The sequence below is a fragment of the Streptomyces sp. NRRL B-3229 genome (genome assembly GCF_000719505.1).
Taxonomy (GTDB): domain Bacteria; phylum Actinomycetota; class Actinomycetes; order Streptomycetales; family Streptomycetaceae; genus Streptomyces; species Streptomyces griseorubiginosus.
The window spans coordinates 225,939-242,907 of record NZ_JOGP01000009.1 but is presented as its reverse complement, the minus strand read 5'-3'; the positions used below and the strand labels follow the sequence as shown (position 1 = coordinate 242,907).

Here is a 16,969-nt window from a genome sequence, read left to right as displayed (position 1 = left end):
CGGGTGCGTCGATGCGGTACGGAAGGACGGTTCCCCGTGACGGAGGCAGCGGAGCTTCCCCCCGCGCCCGAGCAGGCGCGTGAGGTGTTCGGCGATCGCTTCGCGGACGCGGTCCGCTATGCCGAGCTGCTTGCCGAGGCGGGTGTGCAGCGCGGTCTCATCGGGCCGCGTGAAGTGCCCCGCCTGTGGGAGCGGCATCTGCTGAACTGCGCGGTGCTCTCGGAGGTCGTTCCCGAGGGTGTGACCGTGTGCGACGTCGGCTCCGGAGCCGGGCTACCCGGCATCCCCCTGGCTCTCGTCCGCGAGGATCTGAAGATCACGCTTCTTGAGCCTCTGCTGCGGCGTACGACCTTCCTGACGGAGGTCGTGGAGTTGCTGGGCCTGAACCACGTGACGGTGGTCCGTGGTCGGGCCGAGGAGGTCATGGGCAAGCTCACTCCCGTCCATGTCGTGACGGCGCGGGCTGTTGCTCCGCTGGACCGGTTGGCGACCTGGGGCATCCCGCTGCTGCGTCCCTACGGGGAAATGCTGGCCCTCAAGGGCGACACCGCTGAGGAGGAGCTCAAGGCCGCGTCCACGGCGTTGAGCAAGCTCGGTGCCGTGGAGACCTCCGTCCTGCACGTGGGTGAAGGAGTGGTTGATCCGCTGTCCACCGTGGTGCGCGTCGAGGTCGGGGAGAGCCCGGGCGGTGTGCGGTTCGCTGCCAAGCGTGCCAAGGCGGCCCGGACCGGGCGGACCCGCCGACGGCGCTGATCCGTCCTGACGACGAGACGTACTCCACACAAGCTGCCAAACCTACGCATGCCGGAGTGTCGCGGCGGAACGGCCACCGCTGCTGTGCATCGTGTTTCACGTGAAACGTCGCTCACTGCTGCACGGCATCATCAGCCGGGGCCGCGCCGCGGCCGAACCCCGCGACCGAAAGCCTCTCGGGTCGCTCGGAGAGGTAACGGAGTTGTCCACAGAGGTGGATTTCTCCACAGAACAACAGGCCTCACTGGTTCACACCCCCGAAGACATGGGAGGCTCTGTTCATTGCGAGCCTGAAGTCGAGGAGAGTGAATCCTTGCGGTCCAACGCCAACATCGCGGGACCGATGACCGATCCGGTCCCCGGTCCCCGAACCGAGTCGATGGGGGAGGATGTTTCACGTGAAACACCGCCGCCTATGGACGACACTCCGATCGGTCGTGCTGCCCAACTGGCGGTAGAGGCTCTGGGCCGCGCCGGCGAGGGCCTGCCCCGGCCCGAGCAGACCCGGATCATGGTCGTCGCCAACCAGAAGGGTGGAGTGGGCAAGACGACGACGACCGTCAATCTTGCCGCTTCGCTGGCTCTGCACGGTGGCCGTGTCCTGGTGATCGACCTCGACCCCCAGGGCAACGCGTCCACTGCGCTGGGCATCGACCATCACGCCGAAGTCCCTTCCATCTACGACGTCCTGGTGGACAGCAGGCCCTTGTCCGAGGTCGTCCAGCCGGTGCCTGACGTCGAAGGTCTCTTCTGTGCTCCCGCCACGATCGATCTCGCCGGTGCGGAGATCGAGCTGGTGTCCCTGGTGGCACGTGAGAGCCGGCTTCAGCGAGCGATCCAGGCGTACGAGCAGCCCTTGGACTACATCCTCATCGACTGCCCGCCCTCGCTCGGCCTGCTGACGGTCAACGCGCTGGTGGCCGGTGCGGAGGTCCTCATCCCGATCCAGTGCGAGTACTACGCGCTGGAAGGGTTGGGTCAGTTGCTGCGCAACGTCGACCTGGTGCGGGGCCACCTCAACCCCACCTTGCACGTATCGACGATCCTGCTCACCATGTACGACGGCCGGACGCGCCTCGCGTCCCAGGTCGCGGACGAGGTGCGCACCCACTTCGGTGACGAGGTGCTGCGGACGAGCATTCCCCGCTCGGTCCGTATCTCCGAGGCGCCGAGTTATGGACAGACGGTGCTGACGTACGATCCCGGATCGAGCGGCGCCCTGTCCTACCTTGAGGCAGCACGAGAGATCGCGCTGAAGGGTGTCGGTGTCAGCTATGACCCGACGCAGGCGCACATCGGCGCACAGAGCAACCCGAGCATGGTGGAGGGGATCCAGTGAGCGAGCGACGGAGGGGTTTGGGCCGTGGGCTCGGCGCATTGATCCCTGCTGCCCCGACGGAGAAGACGCCGACGCCGGCGGCGATGGGAGGCGCCGGTTCCGCGTCCCCGTCGGCCGTGCCGGTGCTGACGAGCGATCGTGGTGTGGCCGCGGCGAAGGTGGCCACACTGCCGCCTGTTTCATCTGAGGCCGAGGAGCCGTCGGTCAATGGCTATGCGGAGACTCCTGCGCCTCCCATGGGTGCTCACTTCGCTGAGCTTCCGCTCGACTCCATCACGCCGAACCCGCGCCAGCCGCGTGAGGTCTTCGACGAGGACGCGCTGCAAGAACTGGTCACCTCCATCCAGGAGGTGGGCCTGCTCCAGCCGGTCGTCGTACGACAGGTCGGTCCCGCGCGCTACGAGCTCATCATGGGCGAGCGGCGCTGGAGGGCCAGCCGTGAGGCCGGCTTGGACGCGATCCCGGCGATCGTGCGGGCCACGGAGGACGACAAGCTCCTTCTGGACGCTCTCCTGGAGAACCTGCACCGCGCCCAGCTGAACCCGCTGGAAGAGGCTGCGGCCTACGACCAGTTGCTGAAGGACTTCAACTGCACACACGACCAGCTGGCGGACCGCATCGGCCGGTCTCGTCCGCAGGTCTCCAACACGCTGCGTCTGCTGAAGCTCTCTCCGGCGGTCCAGCGTCGGGTGGCTGCCGGGGTCCTCTCCGCCGGACACGCACGTGCGCTGCTCTCCGTCGAGGACTCCGAGGAGCAGGACCGGCTGGCTCACCGGATCGTGGCCGAGGGGCTCTCGGTGCGTGCCGTCGAGGAGATCGTGACTCTCATGGGGTCCCGTCCGCAGACCGCCCAGCGCCCCAAGGGGCCGCGCGCCGGTGCCCGCGTCTCCCCGGCGCTGAGCGACCTCGCGACCCGTCTCTCGGACCGTTTCGAGACGCGGGTCAAGGTCGATCTGGGGCAGAAGAAGGGCAAGATCACAGTCGAGTTCGCCTCCATGGAGGACCTCGAGCGCATCCTCAGCAGCCTCGCTCCCGGCGAGGGGCCCGTGCTCCAGAAGAGCCTGCTGGACGATGATGCCGAGGAGACGGAAGCCTGAGCCAGGCTTCGCCGAGTGAGGATGCTCAGCAACACAAAGAGCGGGCCGTGTCCGGTGCCCACCGGACACGGCCCGCTCTTTGCTTTCAGGCGGTATCGATGGAATCGGTGGGTGGATACGATGCGACTGGGTGCGGCACATCCACCCGGCAGTACCTCTGAGGGGAGGCAGGGGCCATGCGAACGATGAGCCGAAGCGGACTGGTGAGCGCGGGCCTGGGACTGGGGGCGGTCGGCGGATTCGTCGGCAGCCTGCTCAGGGAACGGAGCGCTCTGACGGCCGCCCGCAGCGCGGCGGGCGAAGGAAGCGAGGATCAGCCTTCATGGGGCGTCGGCTCGTACCGCTCACGCTGGACAATCTTCAGGACCTCCCCACACGCTGCCGGTCCTGCGTCTTCTGGGAGTTGGACCCCGTCAGCGGAGAAGCCGCGGTAAAGGCCGGCACACCGGCCGTGGAGAAGGAGGCATGGATCTCCGCCGTCCTGCTGGACTGGGGATCATGCGGGCGCGTCGTCTACATCGACGACGTGCCGGTCGGCTTCGTCCTCTACGCGCCTCCGGCGTACGTACCCCGCTCGACGGCTTTCCCGACGAGCCCTGTCTCCCCGGATGCCGTCCAGCTGATCACGTCGTTCATCATGCCGGGCTACCAGGGACAGGGGCTGGGCCGGGTGATGGTGCAGACGGTCGCCAAAGATCTGCTGCGGCGGGGCTTCAAGGCGATCGAGGCCTTCGGTGACGCCCGTTGGAAGGAGCCCGCGTGTCTGCTTCCAGCAGATCATCTCCTGGCGGTGGGCTTCAAGACAGTCCGGCCGCACCCCACGTATCCGAGGCTGAGGCTGGAACTGCGTACCACGCTCTCCTGGAAGGAAGACGTGGAGATGGCGCTTGACCGGCTTCTGGGGGCGGTTCAGAAGGAGCCGGCGCTGCGACCGCTGTGACGGGAACACAAGGAAGGGGCCGGTCCGTGAGGACCGGCCCCTTCGTGTTTCACGTGAAACGTCACTCAGCGATGAACGCCTCGAGGTCGCGGACGATCGCGGCCTTGGGCTTGGCGCCGACGATGGTCTTGGCGACCTCGCCGTCCTGGTAGACGTTCAGCGTCGGGATGGACATGACGCCGTACTTGGCGGCCGTACCCGGGTTCTCGTCGATGTTGAGCTTGACGATCTCGATCTTGTCGCCGTACTCGGCGGCGATCGCCTCAAGGGACGGCGCGATCTGGCGGCACGGACCGCACCAGGCGGCCCAGAAGTCCACCAGGACGGGCTTGTCGCTCTTCAGGACGTCCTGCTCGAAGGAATCGTCGGTCACATTCTTCAGGGTGCCGGCCACGGCGGGCTCCTTAACTGGTTGGTGCGGTGGGGCGGGGCGGGATGCAGGTAGATCAGACAGCGGTCTTCTCGGGCTCGGCCTTCTCCTCGTCCGCGAGGGCGGCGAGGAAGCGCTCGGCGTCGAGCGCGGCGGAGCATCCGGTACCGGCCGCGGTGATCGCCTGGCGGTAGGTGTGGTCGACCACGTCACCGGCGCCGAAGACGCCCGTCACGTTGGTGCGGGTCGAGGGCGCCTCCACCTTGAGGTAGCCCTCTCCGTCCAGGTCGAGCTGACCCTTGAAGAGCTCGGTGCGCGGGTCGTGCCCGATCGCGATGAACAGGCCGGTGACCGCCAGGTCCGAGAGCTCGCCGGTCTTGAGGTTGCGCAGCTTCAGGCCCGACAGCTTCGGGTCACCCTGGATCTCCGCGACCTCGCTGTCCCAGACGAACTTGATCTTCGGGTCGGCGAAGGCACGCTCCTGCATCGCCTTGGAGGCGCGCAGGGTGTCACGGCGGTGGACGATCGTCACGGACTTGGCGAAGCGGGAGAGGAAGGTCGCTTCCTCCATCGCGGTGTCGCCGCCACCGATCACGGCGATGTCCTGGTCCTTGAAGAAGAAGCCGTCACAGGTGGCACACCACGAGACGCCGCGGCCGGAGAGGGCGTCCTCGTTCGGCAGGCCGAGCTTGCGGTGCTGCGATCCGGTGGTGACGATCACGGCCTTCGCCCGGTGGACCGTGCCCGAGGTATCGGTGACGGTCTTGATCTCGCCGGTCAGGTCGACACTGACGATGTCGTCCGGGACGAGCTCGGCGCCGAAACGCTCGGCCTGGGCGCGCATGTTGTCCATGAGCTCGGGGCCCATGATGCCGTCCTGGAAGCCGGGGAAGTTCTCCACCTCGGTGGTGTTCATCAGGGCGCCACCGGCGGTGACGGCGCCCTCGAACACCAGCGGCTTCAGCGACGCGCGCGCGGTGTAGAGCGCCGCCGTGTAGCCGGCGGGCCCGGAGCCGATGATGATCACGTTACGGACGTCGCTCACGGCTTGGTTCCTCGTCTCTGGACTGCGTCGTCGGACCGGTGGAGCCCCTCTCAGAACTCTCACCCCACCCAACGGATCCTAAGGGGCGCGCATTCCCGGTGTGTCCGGGCACACGGAGAGGCCACACCGTACGAATTACCACGCAGGCGGGAGACGAAGCGTCAGCGTTCAGGAGCGGGCGAAGGACTGCTTCAGCAGAACCTTCGCGGTGCTGGTGGGCGCAGTCTTCATGCAGGACGCGTCCATGATGAAGGCGGTGACCCGGTTGCTGTCGGAGGGGTCGGGCAGCACCACGAGAAGCGCGTCCTTGCCCTTGTAGACGCCGTCCTTGGTCACGAGGACTGTGCCCTGGGTGGGGATGCCCTTCTGGACACACGCCGGGACGAAGGCGAGCTTCTTGGTGAAGGGCTGCTTGTTGCCAGGTTCGGTTGCCACGCCCATGTCTTGCGGGGATCGAGAGCCGCCGGTGGCGGACCCGAGGAGTTGGGAGACCTGCTTCTCGAGGGCGCCGGCGGAGAAGGTGTCGGACGGGGCGGCCTGACCTTCGTCTGACGTCTTGCCGTCGTTCAGCGATGTGATGAGTACAGAACCCAATCCCAGAGCGGCGACCGCGAAGGCGGCACCCAGGACAGCAGTCCTGCGTCGGCTGCCCTTCTTCCTCTCCTTGCGGCCGGGACCGGTTGAGGCGGACCGGGCATGTCCCGAGGGTCGGTCGGCGGAGAGCGCGCATGTTTCACGTGAAACATGCGCGCTCTCCACCGGCGCCGGGGCGTTCACCGCGTCGGGTGCCGTGGCGTGGAGCAGGGCTTCGGCGGCGAGAGCGGCGTCGATCCTGCCGGCCACATCGGCGGGCATGCGGGTCGGCCCTGGTGCCGTTCCGAGCAGTCCGCGGATCTCCTCCAGCGACGCGTGCACGTCGGCGCAGAGTTCACAGTCGTCCAGATGCCGACGTACGTCCGCGGTCCTGGAATCGGGGAGGAGGCCCTCGGTGAGGTCGGAGATCTCGGCGACATCCGGGTGCCCGGCTGTGTCCGTCGAGGAAGTCACGCTCGCCCACCTCCGCCCTTCACTACGGCTGAATCGCTTGGTCCCGACTTGGGCGGGCCTTCTGGAGAAGGGTCCGCTGCGGGTGGGACGGATGTCCCCTGCGTGCGGTTCCGTCCGGCGTTCCCTTCTCTGTCGTCTCCGGCCTTTTCCGGCCGCAGATGGGTGAGAAGGGGGAGGAGTCTGGCTCTGCCCCGGGCGCAGCGGCTCTTCACTGTGCCGGTGGGCACGTCGAGCATGCGGGCGGCTTCGGCGACGGGGTAGCCCTGCATGTCCACCAGGACGAGGGCGGCGCGCTGGTCGGGCGGGAGGGTGCCGAGCGCTTCCAGGAGTTGGCGGTGCAGGTCGTTGCGCTCCGCGGGCGCCGAGGCGGACTCGTGCGGCTCCAGGAGCTGCTCCAGGCGCTCGGTGTCGTCCACCGGGGACGTCTTGCGGGAGGCGGCCTTTCGGGCCCGGTCCAGGCACGCGTTCACCGTGATCCGGTGCAGCCAGGTGGTGACGGCCGACTGACCCCGGAAGGTGTGGGCGGCCCGGTAGGCGGACACGAGCGCGTCCTGAACGGCGTCAGCGGCTTCCTCGCGGTCGCCGAGCGTTCGGAGGGCTACCGCCCAGAGCCGGTCCCGGTGACGCCGTACGAGTTCACCGAAGGCATCAGGGTCGCCGTCCACGTGAAGGGCCAGGAGGTCCTGATCGCTGGTGTCGCCATACCCGCTGTCATCTGCCATCGGACCCCCTTCCCCCTCGGCTTCAGCTGGCGATCTTGATGTCTGCCACCCGACCGCGGTAAGTGCCTTCGTCCGTCAGCGGCAGCTTGGTCAGCCAGACCAGAAGGTAGCGGGTCTTCACTGCCTTGTCCGGGGTGAGCGGAACACCCGTGCCGGAGCCGGACGCGACCTTCGAGTAGGAGTCGAAGCTCGTCGGCCTGGAAGCCGCGTCGCTGGAGGCGGCGCGCAGTTCGACGGACGTGTTGCCTACGAAGGTGACAGTGACCTTCCCGACGTCCTGAACCTTGCCGAGGTCGAGGATTATCCCGAGACCCGGCTTGAGGTTGCCGAATTCGGCGCCCTGGTAGTAGTCCGTCTGCCAGTACGACGAGGGATCGTTGTCGAAGGCCTTCTTTATGTCGGCCGGCTTCTCGGAGCCGTCGCCGAACGGGTCGAAGTCGTACCCCTTGGAGATGGTGATCGGCTTGCTGGCCCTCTTCGTCGGGCCCTTGTCACCATCGTCGGTCGTCTGGGTCTGGTTCTCGTCCGACTTGCCGCCCCGATCCATCAGCGCGTCCGCCAGCTGCCAACTGCCCAGACCCAGCGCGGCGATGAGGAGGGCCGACACGGCCCACTTCAGGGCTCGGCCGGTGCGGCTCTGGAGGGGTGGCGGCGGGGGCACGACCGGCTGGGTGACACCGGGATGCGGTGCCGGACGGCCGTACGTGCCCTGCTGGTACGTCGTGCGCTGGTACTCCGGCGGCGGCGTGAACGCCGGCTCCGGCGGGCGGATGCGGGGCATCTCCCCGATCGCCTTGACCAGTTCCTCGGGTGTCGTGCACGCCGACTCGTGCCGGGAGGCGGTGGCACCGTCGTTGGCGAGTGCCCGCATCGACAGCTCGGACAGTCCCCGGTGGACCCCTGCCCGTACCTGGTCGGGTGCGATCAGACCGACGTCCTTGGGCAGACCGGCCAAGCCGTACGCGTCGGTCTCGTACGGCCAGCGCTGGGTCAGCGCCGCGTACAGAAGGGCGCCGATCGCCTCGGTGTCCGCGCGCTGCGGGGTGTCCGAACTCGCACCGCGCAGCGCAGCGTTCACGGCCAGGCCGCGGATGCGCCACTGGCCGCTCGACGTACGAAGCACGGCGTTCGGGTTCAGCCGCAGGTGTGCGAGGCCCTCACGGTGGGCCGCGGCCATCGCGGAGGCCACCTGACTGACCATCTGGTAGCAGTCGTACGGCTCCAGCGGGCCGGAGGCGAGGAGCGTGGTCAGCTCGGTCGCGTCGGGCAGCCACTCGTGGACGACGTAGACGAGGTCGTTCTCCTCGACGGCGTCCAGGACCTGGACGAACCGCGGGTCGCCGAGGAGCGCGGAGGAACGGGCCGCGGCAAGGACAGAACGCGCCCGCGCATGGTCCGCGGGCAGGATGTGCACGCCCACGGCCCGACGGAGTTTCTCGTCGACGGCACGCCAACTGCTGAACCCGTCCAGACGGGTGACGCACTCCTCGAGACGGTAGCGTCTGGCGAGTTTGTGACCGCTGTGCAGCTCCGGCGGTGACGCCTTGCCAGGACTCTCGGTCCCGCCACTCCCCTGTGCCTCGACGTCTTCCGTGTCCCGCTCCCGGTTCTTGGCCACGCCGTCGGCCGTGGACTGGTCCGCCTTGGCGGTCAGCGGTTGGTCACCGCTGGTGTCTGCCACGTCGACGGCAGCCGTGCTCCGTTCCGCCACCGTCGTTCCCTGCCTCCCCATTCATTGCGCGCCGTGCGACGCAGAATCCAATTGTGCCCACAGTCCGCCGCTATGCACGACACACGGTGGCGGACGATGGTTGTGCGCGTACCCCCGGCTCAGCGCCCCAGACGCCCCCGGACCATGCCGACCAGGGAGTTCAACTCCTCGATGCGCATCTTGCGTGCCGCGACGAAGAAGATCCCGAGCAGGACCGCCCCGCCCACGACCAGCGCGGCGAACGAACCGACCACGCCCTGACCGAGGGTGTGGGCGATGCCGTAACAGGCCGCGCCGCTGAGCAGTGCGGCAGGGACGGAGGCGATGCAGAGCCTGGCGTAGGTCCGCAGGACCCGCTTGCCGTCCAGGTCGCCGCCGAGGCGCTTGCGCAGGCGGTTCCAGGCGACGCCGACACCGATCGCGTACGCGAGACCGTACGAGGCCGCCATGCCCGCCACGGCCCAGCGCGGCGGCAGCACCACGTAACACAGCGCCGAGGCACCCGCGTTGACCGCTGCCACGATGACCGTGTTGTAGAAGGGGGTGCGGGTGTCCTCGTAGGCGTAGAAGGCGCGCAGCACGACGTACTGCACGGAGTACGGGATCAGGCCCAGGGCGAAGGCCATCAGCATGAAGCCCATGTTGGTGGCTTCGCTGGTGCCGGAGGAGCCGAAGATCAGCGTGCACATGGGGACGCCGAGCGCGAGGAAGCCGAAGGCGATCGGCACGATCGCGACCGCTGTCGTGCGCAGGCCCTGGGAGATGTCGTCGCGGACGGCACCGCCGTCGTTCTCGGCCGCCGACCGGGCCAGCCGTGGCAGCAGGGCCGCCATGAGGGAGACGGTGATGATGGCCTGCGGGAGGCCCCAGATCAGCTGGGCGTTGGCGTAGGCGGCGAAGCCGGTGCCGTCCACGGGCGAGGCCTTGCCGGACGCGGTGGACAGCTGGGTGACGACGAGCGCACCGGCCTGGTTGGCCAGGACGAACAGGACGGTCCACTTGGCGAGCGTGACGGCCTTGCCGAGGCCGTGGCCCCTCCAGTCGAAGCGCAGCCGCATCCGGAAGCCGGTCTCGCGCAGATACGGGATCATCGCCAGCGCCTGGACCACGAGGCCGAGCAGCACACCGATGCCGAGCAGCCTCTGCCCCTCCGGCGGAATGTTCGTGACCTTCATTCCGGAGTCGGCCGCGGTGCCGTAGACCCACATGAACATGCCGAGGGTCACGATGATGACGATGTTGTTCAGGACCGGGGTCCACATCATCGCGCCGAACTTCCCGCGCGCGTTGAGGATCTGGCCCATCACCACGTGGATGCCCATGAAGAAGATCGAGGGCAGGAAGTAGCGGACGAAGGTGATGCCGACCTCGTTGGCCGCCGGGTCGCTGGCCACCGAGTCGGACAGCAGGCGGATCAGGAAGGGGGCACCGAGGATCGCGAGCCCGGTCAGCACTCCGAGCGCCACCATGACCAGCGTCAGCAGCCGGTTGGCGTACGCCTCGCCGCCGTCCTCGTCCTCCTTCATGGCGCGCACGAGCTGCGGCACGAAGACGGAGTTGAGACCACCGCCCACGGTCAGGATGTAGATCATCGTCGGCAGCTGGTAGGCGACCTGGAAGGTGTCACCGAGCAGACCGACACCGAGCGCCGACACGATCAGCGCCGAGCGTACGAAGCCGGTGAGCCGGGAGACCATCGTGCCGGCCGCCATCACGGCGCTCGACTTGAGCAGGCCCGTGGCCTTCCCGCCCTTCTTGGCGGGAGCGGCAGGAGCGGCTGGAGCCATCGTCGCGGCGGAGGCCGTCTCGGCCAAGGCCGGAGCGGTACCGAGGTTCATGGTCTCCTCGGCCGCGGGTCCGGGCGCGGCAGACGCCTGGAACTGCGGGGCCTGTGACGGCCCGCCGGGAGCAGGCGCCGGCCCGGGCACCGACGGGGGATCCGTCGGGCGGCCGCTGCCCTGCTGTTGGTCGCGGAAGAGGTGCGCGAAGGCGTCCGGCTCGTGCCGTTCTTCGCCGGCCTCGGTGACCAGGTCGTCGACGCCCACGAACTGGGTCGTGCGCGGGTTGTCGCCGTACGGCAGGAACTGCGTCGGCCCCTCCGGCTCGGGCGCCGGGGTCTGCGCCCAGACCTGCGGGTCGGGGGCGTAGGGGGACTGGGGCGGCTGCGCGTACAGGGGTTGCTGAGGAGGGTAGGTACCGGGCGGCGGCGGGGGATGCGCGGCACGGTCGTAGAGAGCCTCGGCTACCGGGTCCTGGGCGTGGAGGTCCTGGCCCCGGTAGGGGTCCTGGTCGTAGGCGTCCTGGACGTACATGTCCGCGGGCGACTGCGGCGGCACCTGGCCGTGCTCGGGCGGCGGGCCCTCGGGGCGACCCGAGCTGCCCGCGCCCTGGCTGTCACCCTCGTACGGCGCGTTCATGGTTACCCCACCTCATCGTCCCGGGCCCACCGGCCACGACATCCTCAACGGTCCACTCTCTCACCCGTGCCGGACGGGTCGGCGCTTTCCGCTGCGGTGTCCGCTGTCAGGTCACTCGGCTGCTCGGGGCTGTCCGCCCCGGGCCCGGCGGTGCCGGACTCCTTGGTGAGACGGTCCTCGGGGCCCTCGGGGTTCTCCGGCCCGTCGGCGGCCTCGCCCGTCTCGCCGTCGGGGCCGTTCTGCTCGGCCTCACGGGCGGCCGCCCGCTTGCGCTGGGTGTACATGCGGAATCCTGCCAGTACCAGCAGCAGGACTCCGCCGCCGATGACCAGCATCACGGTGGCGGTGAACTCCGTGACCCGCACGTCGAACCGGACCGCGTTGCCGTACGGCTGACCGTCCTCGGTGTACAGCTGGGCGATCACCGAGGACTGGCCGTTGGCGTTGGCCGTGGTGGTGAACTTCACCGTCTGGCTGTGGCCGCCGGAGACCTCGACGGGCTGCTCGTCGTAGGAGGAGCCGCCGATCTCGAGCCTGTTCGGGCTCAGGGAGGTCAGCCGAAGCCTCAGGTGCTCGACGCCCTGGACCAGGTTGTTCTGGACGGTCACGGGGATGGTGGCGCTGCGGCCGGAGAGCTTGGTCTCCGACTTGTCGATCAGGCTGACCTGGGAGGTCAGCCTGTCGAGGTAGGACTCGACGTCGTTGCGGAAACTGCTTGCCTCGTCGGCGCGGCCCCGCCATGACGTGGACATCTCGCGGTTCATGGCCCGCCCGAAGGGCGTCACGACGCGGGACTGGTCGGAGAGGATGACCCTGAGGTTGTCGAGCTTGCCCTGGGTGCCGGCGATCTGCTGGAAGGCCGCCTTCGAGAGCTCTTGCTTGCGCAGCGAGCGGGGATAGGCGGACGCCGAGGGCACCTTGGTGGTGGCGCCGGGGTCGGGCTTGGCCGCGGCCGCCGCGGTGAGCTTCTGGGGCTCGGACCAGTTCCCGCTCTGGAGCGCGCTGATCGCCTCGGCCATGGCGGCGGCCTGGCTCGCCGTGGGCATGCGCTGCGGTGCGACGACGACGCTGCGCTGCTTGTTCGTCTGGAGTCCGAGAGTGAGGCTCTGAGCGAGGAACCGCTGGACGGCCAGCGTCGCGGCGGAAGCTCTCGTCAGATCACCCTGGAACGCCGTCGACAGCCGTGCGTCCGCGACGACCGCCGTGGTGCCGCCACCGATGGGACGGGCGGCGGAGGGCGTGTACGACAGGCCACCGGTCTCCTGGAGACTGTCGCTGCGCGCGATGACCTTGTCGGCGCCGGCGGAGGTGGCGACCTTGACGATCGAGGGGTCGACCGCGCCGTTCACGGGCCAGGCGAAGTCAGTGCTCGGTGTCACGTGGAGCACGGTCTTCACCGTGGTCACCGCTACGTCGGTGGCCTCGTCGAGGTGGCTGAGCGAGCCGGTGACGCTCGTTCCGTTGTGGGCCAGGGAGGCGAGGTCGGGGTCGGCGAAGGGCAGCGCGACGACCTCTTGGCCCTCGACCGCTTTCTGGAGCCTCGCCAGCCACTGCTTGGCAACCGCCTGCTGGGTGCCTGGCGTGGTGGTGTCGCCCGGACCCTGTACCTCGTAACGGCCGGCCATCGCGTCGACGGAGGCCAGGAGATCGGGGTCGATCACCCAGGTGACGTCGAGTTCCTCCCCCAGCGACAGCATCTGGTCCAGCCGGCCGCCGGCCGAGATCTCCTTCGAGAGGTCGTCGTTGAGGAAGACCGGCGTCTGCTGCGCGTTGGCACCGGTCTCCGCCGTCATGTGAGCGCTGGAGATCAGCGGCCACAGGAAGGTCGTCTTCGTCTTCGGGTCCGCCTCGTCGTCCTGCCAGGGCAGGAACGTCCGCTGGACTCCGAGCACACGGTCCCAGGGCTGCGCTGCCGTCTTGCCGGAGAGGGAGACGGCCAGCTGGTAGACGCCGGCATCGCCGAGGTCCAGCTCGTCCACCGGGACGGTGAGGGAGAAGGGCTGGGCGACGCCCGGGGTCAGCTTGGGGAACTTCGCGACGTACTTGCCGCCGACCTCGGATCCCGTCGGGCCCTGGAGGGAGTCGCTGTCCTGAGTGACCTGATCGATCGACGAGCGGGTGGTCAGCTCGGGACCCACCCCCAGGTCCACATGCGCGGAGGTGACGGCCTGCTTGCCGTTGTTCGTCACGGTCCCCGAAACGGTGACGGTGTCACCGTCCGTAGGCGCGCTGGGGCTGAGGGTGTCGATGGCGACGGCCACCGAGCCGGAGTCGTCGGCGGCCTGGGCCGGTGCGGTGGCGGAAAGCTGGCACAGGCCGGCCAGCAGCGGAACCCCTGCCAGCAGGGCCCCGGTGCGCCGCAGCCAGCGGCGGGCAGGTGAGGGACTGGTCCCCTGGAAGTCTGCCGCCTCGGCCACGCGCTCGCCCGTCCCTAGTCGTCGTCAGTGGTCGTCGGAATGTGCGTCCACGCATGGTAACGATGCGCGCTGAGGGGAAGTGCCGCGGACTGCTCCACAAGATCGGGAGACGTGGCCGCCCTGTCCTGAATGTGCACGTATAAAGAGAAGTGCGACCGTGATCTCCGGAGCAGACCTTGTGCAGGTTCGGGTGGCGGGTCTGTGCACGTTTAATGGAGGCGCTCCGGGCCGCCGCGGCCACGTACCCTCTTCTGTTGTGCCGAACGCCGACGAATCCCACCTCAATGTCCTCAGCCAGGAGCATGGCAGCACGGTGAACGAACTGCTGCGATTCCCTCCGGTCGCCGCCGACCTGGCTCGCCGCTTCCAGGACGCCGGGTTCTCCCTGGCGCTGGTCGGAGGGCCGGTCCGGGACGCGTTGCTGGGCCGGCCGGACAACGACCTCGACTTCACGACCGACGCCCGCCCCCAGGACGTACTGAAGATCCTCCGGAAGTGGGCGGACTCCGTGTGGGAGGTCGGCATCGCCTTCGGCACGGTCGGGGCGCAGAAGGACGGCTACCAGGTGGAGGTGACCACCTACCGGTCCGAGGCCTACGACCGGACCTCCCGCAAGCCCGAGGTGGCGTACGGCGACTCCATCGAGCAGGATCTTGTCCGCCGGGACTTCACGGTGAACGCGATGGCGTACGCCCTCGCGGAGGCCAGGTTCATCGACCCGCACGGCGGTCTCGAAGATCTCGCGGCACGGGTACTGCGCACACCGGGCACCCCCGAGGAGTCGTTCTCCGACGATCCGCTGCGGATGATGCGCGCGGCCCGCTTCGCGGCTCAGCTCGACTTCGAGGTGGCCCCCGAGGTCGTGGCCGCCATGAAGGAGATGTCCGGGCGCATCGAGATCGTCTCCGCCGAGCGCGTCCGGGACGAGTTGAACAAGCTCATCCTCTCCGCGAACCCACGCAAGGGCTTGGCGCTGCTCGTCGACACAGGACTGGCCGAGTACGTACTCCCCGAGCTGCCCGCCCTGCGCCTGGAGAGCGACGAGCACCATCGGCACAAGGACGTCTACGAACACACGCTGATCGTTCTTGAGCAGGCCATCGCATTGGAGAAGGAGGGGCCCGACCTCACACTCCGTCTGGCCGCCCTGCTCCATGACATCGGCAAGCCACGCACGCGCCGGTTCGAGAAGGACGGCCGGGTCTCGTTCCACCACCATGAAGTGGTCGGAGCGAAGATGACCAAGAAGCGGATGACGGCCCTCAAGTACTCCAACGAACTGGTAAAGGACGTTTCCCGGCTCGTCGAACTACATCTGCGCTTTCACGGGTACGGCACCGGGGAGTGGACCGACTCGGCGGTTCGCCGCTATGTGCGGGACGCTGGACCGCTGCTCGACCGGCTTCACAAGCTGACCCGTTCGGACTGCACGACCCGTAACAAGCGCAAGGCGGCTGCACTGTCCCGCGCGTATGACGGGCTGGAGGAGCGGATCGCCCAGCTCCAGGAGCAGGAGGAACTGGACTCGATCAGGCCCGACCTCGACGGCAACCAGATCATGGAGATCCTCGCTGTGGGCCCGGGCCCCGCCGTGGGTCGCGCGTACAAACACATGCTGGAGCTGCGGCTGGAGCACGGGCCGATGGGGCACGACGAGGCGGTTTCCGCACTCAAGGCTTGGTGGGCCGAGCAGAGCTGAGGCAGGGGAAGGGGGTCATGTTTCACGTGAAACATGACTCCGGGGCAGCGACCGGGCGGTGTTTCACGTGAAACACCGCCCGTCATCGTTTCGCCGTCCGCCGTTCTTTCGTCATCACCGCAGCGACTGCCCCATAGATGACGGCGACAGCGATCACAAGAATGTCCGAGCGCCCGTCCGGCGGCAGCATCAGTGCGGCCACAGCTGCGGCGCCCACGAAGGCGATGTTGAACAGCACGTCGTAGACGGAGAAGATCCGTCCCCGGAATCCGTCGTCGACGGCGGACTGCACGATCGTGTCCGTGGCGATCTTCGCGCCCTGAGTGACCAGGCCCAGGACGAACGCAGCGATGAGCATGGGCACAGTGGCGAAAGAAAGCCCGAGGGCGGGCTCCAAGACTGCGGCAGCGGCCGCGCACACGACGATCCAGCGTTCGGGGCCGAGCCTTCCGGCCGCCCAGGGTGTGATGACGGCGGCGACGAAGAACCCGGCTGCGGAGACCCCCAGTGCCAGCCCCAACAGGGCCAGTCCGTCACTGGGATCGGACGTCAGGGCGTACCGGCAGAGCATCAGCACCATGACGAGCAGAGCGCCGTAGCAGAACCGCATCAGGGACATCGCGCCGAGCGCACGGGCGGCGGACCGGCGTGCGGGTGCGGCCAGATGCCGTACACCGGCGACCAGGTCGCGTGCGGAGCCGGCCAGTGCGGTGCGCAGACGCGTTTGGATCAACTCGGGTTCGGGGCCCAGTAGTTCCGGTGGCATCCGCAGCGCGGCCAGGCCGCCGCACAGGTAGAGCCCTGCACCGAGCAGCACCACGGCCGCATCGGAGTCGCCGACCAGGAGCCGAACGGCGAAGGCGAGTCCGCCGCCCGCGGTCGCGGCGAGCGTTCCGGCGGTCGGGGAAAGGGAGTTGGCGATGACCAGCCGCTCGTCGTCGACGACCCGGGGCAGTGCTGCCGACAAGCCTGACAGGACGAAGCGGTTGACCGCGGTGACGCACAGGGCGGAGACGTAGAAGAGCCAGTCCGGGACGTCGCTGAGGACCAGGACGGCCGTAGCCGACGCCAGCAGGGCGCGCACGAGGTTGCCGTAGAGGAAGACCTGACGGCGGCGCCAGCGGTCCAGGAGGACCCCGGCGAACGGGCCGACCAAGGAGTACGGGAGCAGCAGGACCGCCATGGCGGAGGCGATCGAGGCGGCCGAGGTCTGCTTCTCCGGGGAGAAGACGACGTACGCGGCGAGAGCGATCTGGTAGACGCCGTCCGCGCCCTGGGAGAGCAGGCGCACGGTGAGCAGGCGCCGGAAGTCCCGGAGGCGGAGCAGGACACGCAGATCGCGGACGACGGGCATGGGGCACAGCCTCACATACGGCGAGGGTCCCCGGGCGATACCACCCGGGGACCCTCTG

Annotated in this window: 13 protein-coding genes; 5 read left to right on the top strand and 8 right to left on the bottom strand. The window is 68.6% G+C overall.

Annotated features, from left to right (window positions below; genetic code table 11):
• Positions 1-36: 36 nt before the first annotated feature.
• The 4 genes from rsmG to IF54_RS0117455 all read left to right on the top strand — a co-directional run bounded on the left by rsmG (position 37) and on the right by IF54_RS0117455 (position 4,129).
• The gene (rsmG, locus tag IF54_RS0117470; protein ID WP_030319550.1) at positions 37-753 is read left to right on the top strand and encodes a 16S rRNA (guanine(527)-N(7))-methyltransferase RsmG; all 717 of its coding nucleotides are present in this window, start codon (positions 37-39) and stop codon (positions 751-753) included.
• 265 nt (positions 754-1,018) lie between these two features.
• Complete coding sequence (locus tag IF54_RS0117465; RefSeq protein ID WP_078852017.1) at positions 1,019-2,092, top strand: ParA family protein; 1,074 nt, start codon at positions 1,019-1,021, stop codon at positions 2,090-2,092.
• Positions 2,089-3,189, top strand: a complete 1,101-nt coding sequence (locus IF54_RS0117460) for a ParB/RepB/Spo0J family partition protein (RefSeq protein ID WP_030319549.1) — start codon at positions 2,089-2,091, stop codon at positions 3,187-3,189. The genes IF54_RS0117465 and IF54_RS0117460 overlap by 4 nt, the downstream gene beginning before the upstream one ends.
• A 322-nt stretch (positions 3,190-3,511) precedes the next feature.
• Positions 3,512-4,129 (top strand): GNAT family N-acetyltransferase, encoded by a 618-nt coding sequence (locus IF54_RS0117455; protein ID WP_030319548.1) that lies wholly within the window; start codon positions 3,512-3,514, stop codon positions 4,127-4,129.
• Positions 4,130-4,190: 61 nt separating this feature from the next.
• Here the strand turns inward: IF54_RS0117455 and trxA are convergent, their stop codons facing one another.
• The 7 genes from trxA to IF54_RS0117420 all read right to left on the bottom strand — a co-directional run bounded on the left by trxA (position 4,191) and on the right by IF54_RS0117420 (position 13,858).
• The gene (gene trxA / locus IF54_RS0117450) at positions 4,191-4,523 is read right to left on the bottom strand and encodes a thioredoxin (RefSeq protein WP_020134150.1); all 333 of its coding nucleotides are present in this window, start codon (positions 4,521-4,523) and stop codon (positions 4,191-4,193) included.
• Positions 4,524-4,575: 52 nt separating this feature from the next.
• The gene (trxB, locus tag IF54_RS0117445; protein WP_020134149.1) at positions 4,576-5,544 is read right to left on the bottom strand and encodes a thioredoxin-disulfide reductase; all 969 of its coding nucleotides are present in this window, start codon (positions 5,542-5,544) and stop codon (positions 4,576-4,578) included.
• A 168-nt stretch (positions 5,545-5,712) separates the two neighbouring features.
• Entirely contained in the window at positions 5,713-6,591 is an 879-nt protein-coding gene (locus tag IF54_RS0117440; RefSeq protein ID WP_030319546.1) for an anti-sigma factor family protein, read from the bottom strand.
• A complete protein-coding gene (gene sigM, locus IF54_RS0117435) occupies positions 6,588-7,313 on the bottom strand; it encodes an RNA polymerase sigma factor SigM (protein ID WP_030319544.1) in 726 nt (241 codons plus the stop codon). The genes IF54_RS0117440 and sigM overlap by 4 nt, the downstream gene beginning before the upstream one ends.
• A gap of 22 nt (positions 7,314-7,335) precedes the next feature.
• Positions 7,336-9,024: a protein kinase family protein gene (locus tag IF54_RS0117430; RefSeq protein ID WP_030319543.1), complete on the bottom strand. Its 1,689-nt coding sequence runs from the start codon at positions 9,022-9,024 to the stop codon at positions 7,336-7,338.
• 119 nt (positions 9,025-9,143) lie between these two features.
• On the bottom strand, positions 9,144-11,441 hold the full coding sequence (gene murJ, locus IF54_RS0117425; protein WP_030319541.1) for a murein biosynthesis integral membrane protein MurJ: 2,298 nt from the start codon (positions 11,439-11,441) through the stop codon (positions 9,144-9,146).
• A 44-nt stretch (positions 11,442-11,485) separates the two neighbouring features.
• A complete protein-coding gene (locus IF54_RS0117420) occupies positions 11,486-13,858 on the bottom strand; it encodes a DUF6049 family protein (protein WP_030319533.1) in 2,373 nt (790 codons plus the stop codon).
• A 256-nt stretch (positions 13,859-14,114) separates the two neighbouring features.
• Here IF54_RS0117420 and IF54_RS0117415 point away from each other — a divergent pair, with 256 nt between their 5' ends.
• The gene (locus IF54_RS0117415; RefSeq protein ID WP_030319529.1) at positions 14,115-15,557 is read left to right on the top strand and encodes a CCA tRNA nucleotidyltransferase; all 1,443 of its coding nucleotides are present in this window, start codon (positions 14,115-14,117) and stop codon (positions 15,555-15,557) included.
• Between the two features lie 82 nt (positions 15,558-15,639).
• Here IF54_RS0117415 and IF54_RS0117410 read toward each other — a convergent pair whose 3' ends face one another.
• The gene (locus tag IF54_RS0117410; protein WP_030319527.1) at positions 15,640-16,911 is read right to left on the bottom strand and encodes an MFS transporter; all 1,272 of its coding nucleotides are present in this window, start codon (positions 16,909-16,911) and stop codon (positions 15,640-15,642) included.
• Positions 16,912-16,969: the final 58 nt, after the last annotated feature.

What these genes read in the sequence shown, in the direction of transcription:
- sigM (WP_030319544.1), bottom strand. Translation starts at nt 7,313, where the DNA reads ATGGCAGATGACAGCGGGTATGGCGACACCAGCGATCAGGACCTCCTG.
- IF54_RS0117410 (WP_030319527.1), bottom strand. Translation starts at nt 16,911, where the DNA reads ATGCCCGTCGTCCGCGATCTGCGTGTCCTGCTCCGCCTCCGGGACTTC.
- murJ (WP_030319541.1), bottom strand. Translation starts at nt 11,441, where the DNA reads ATGAACGCGCCGTACGAGGGTGACAGCCAGGGCGCGGGCAGCTCGGGT.
- IF54_RS0117465 (WP_078852017.1), top strand. Translation starts at nt 1,019, where the DNA reads ATGGGAGGCTCTGTTCATTGCGAGCCTGAAGTCGAGGAGAGTGAATCC.
- IF54_RS0117455 (WP_030319548.1), top strand. Translation starts at nt 3,512, where the DNA reads ATGGGGCGTCGGCTCGTACCGCTCACGCTGGACAATCTTCAGGACCTC.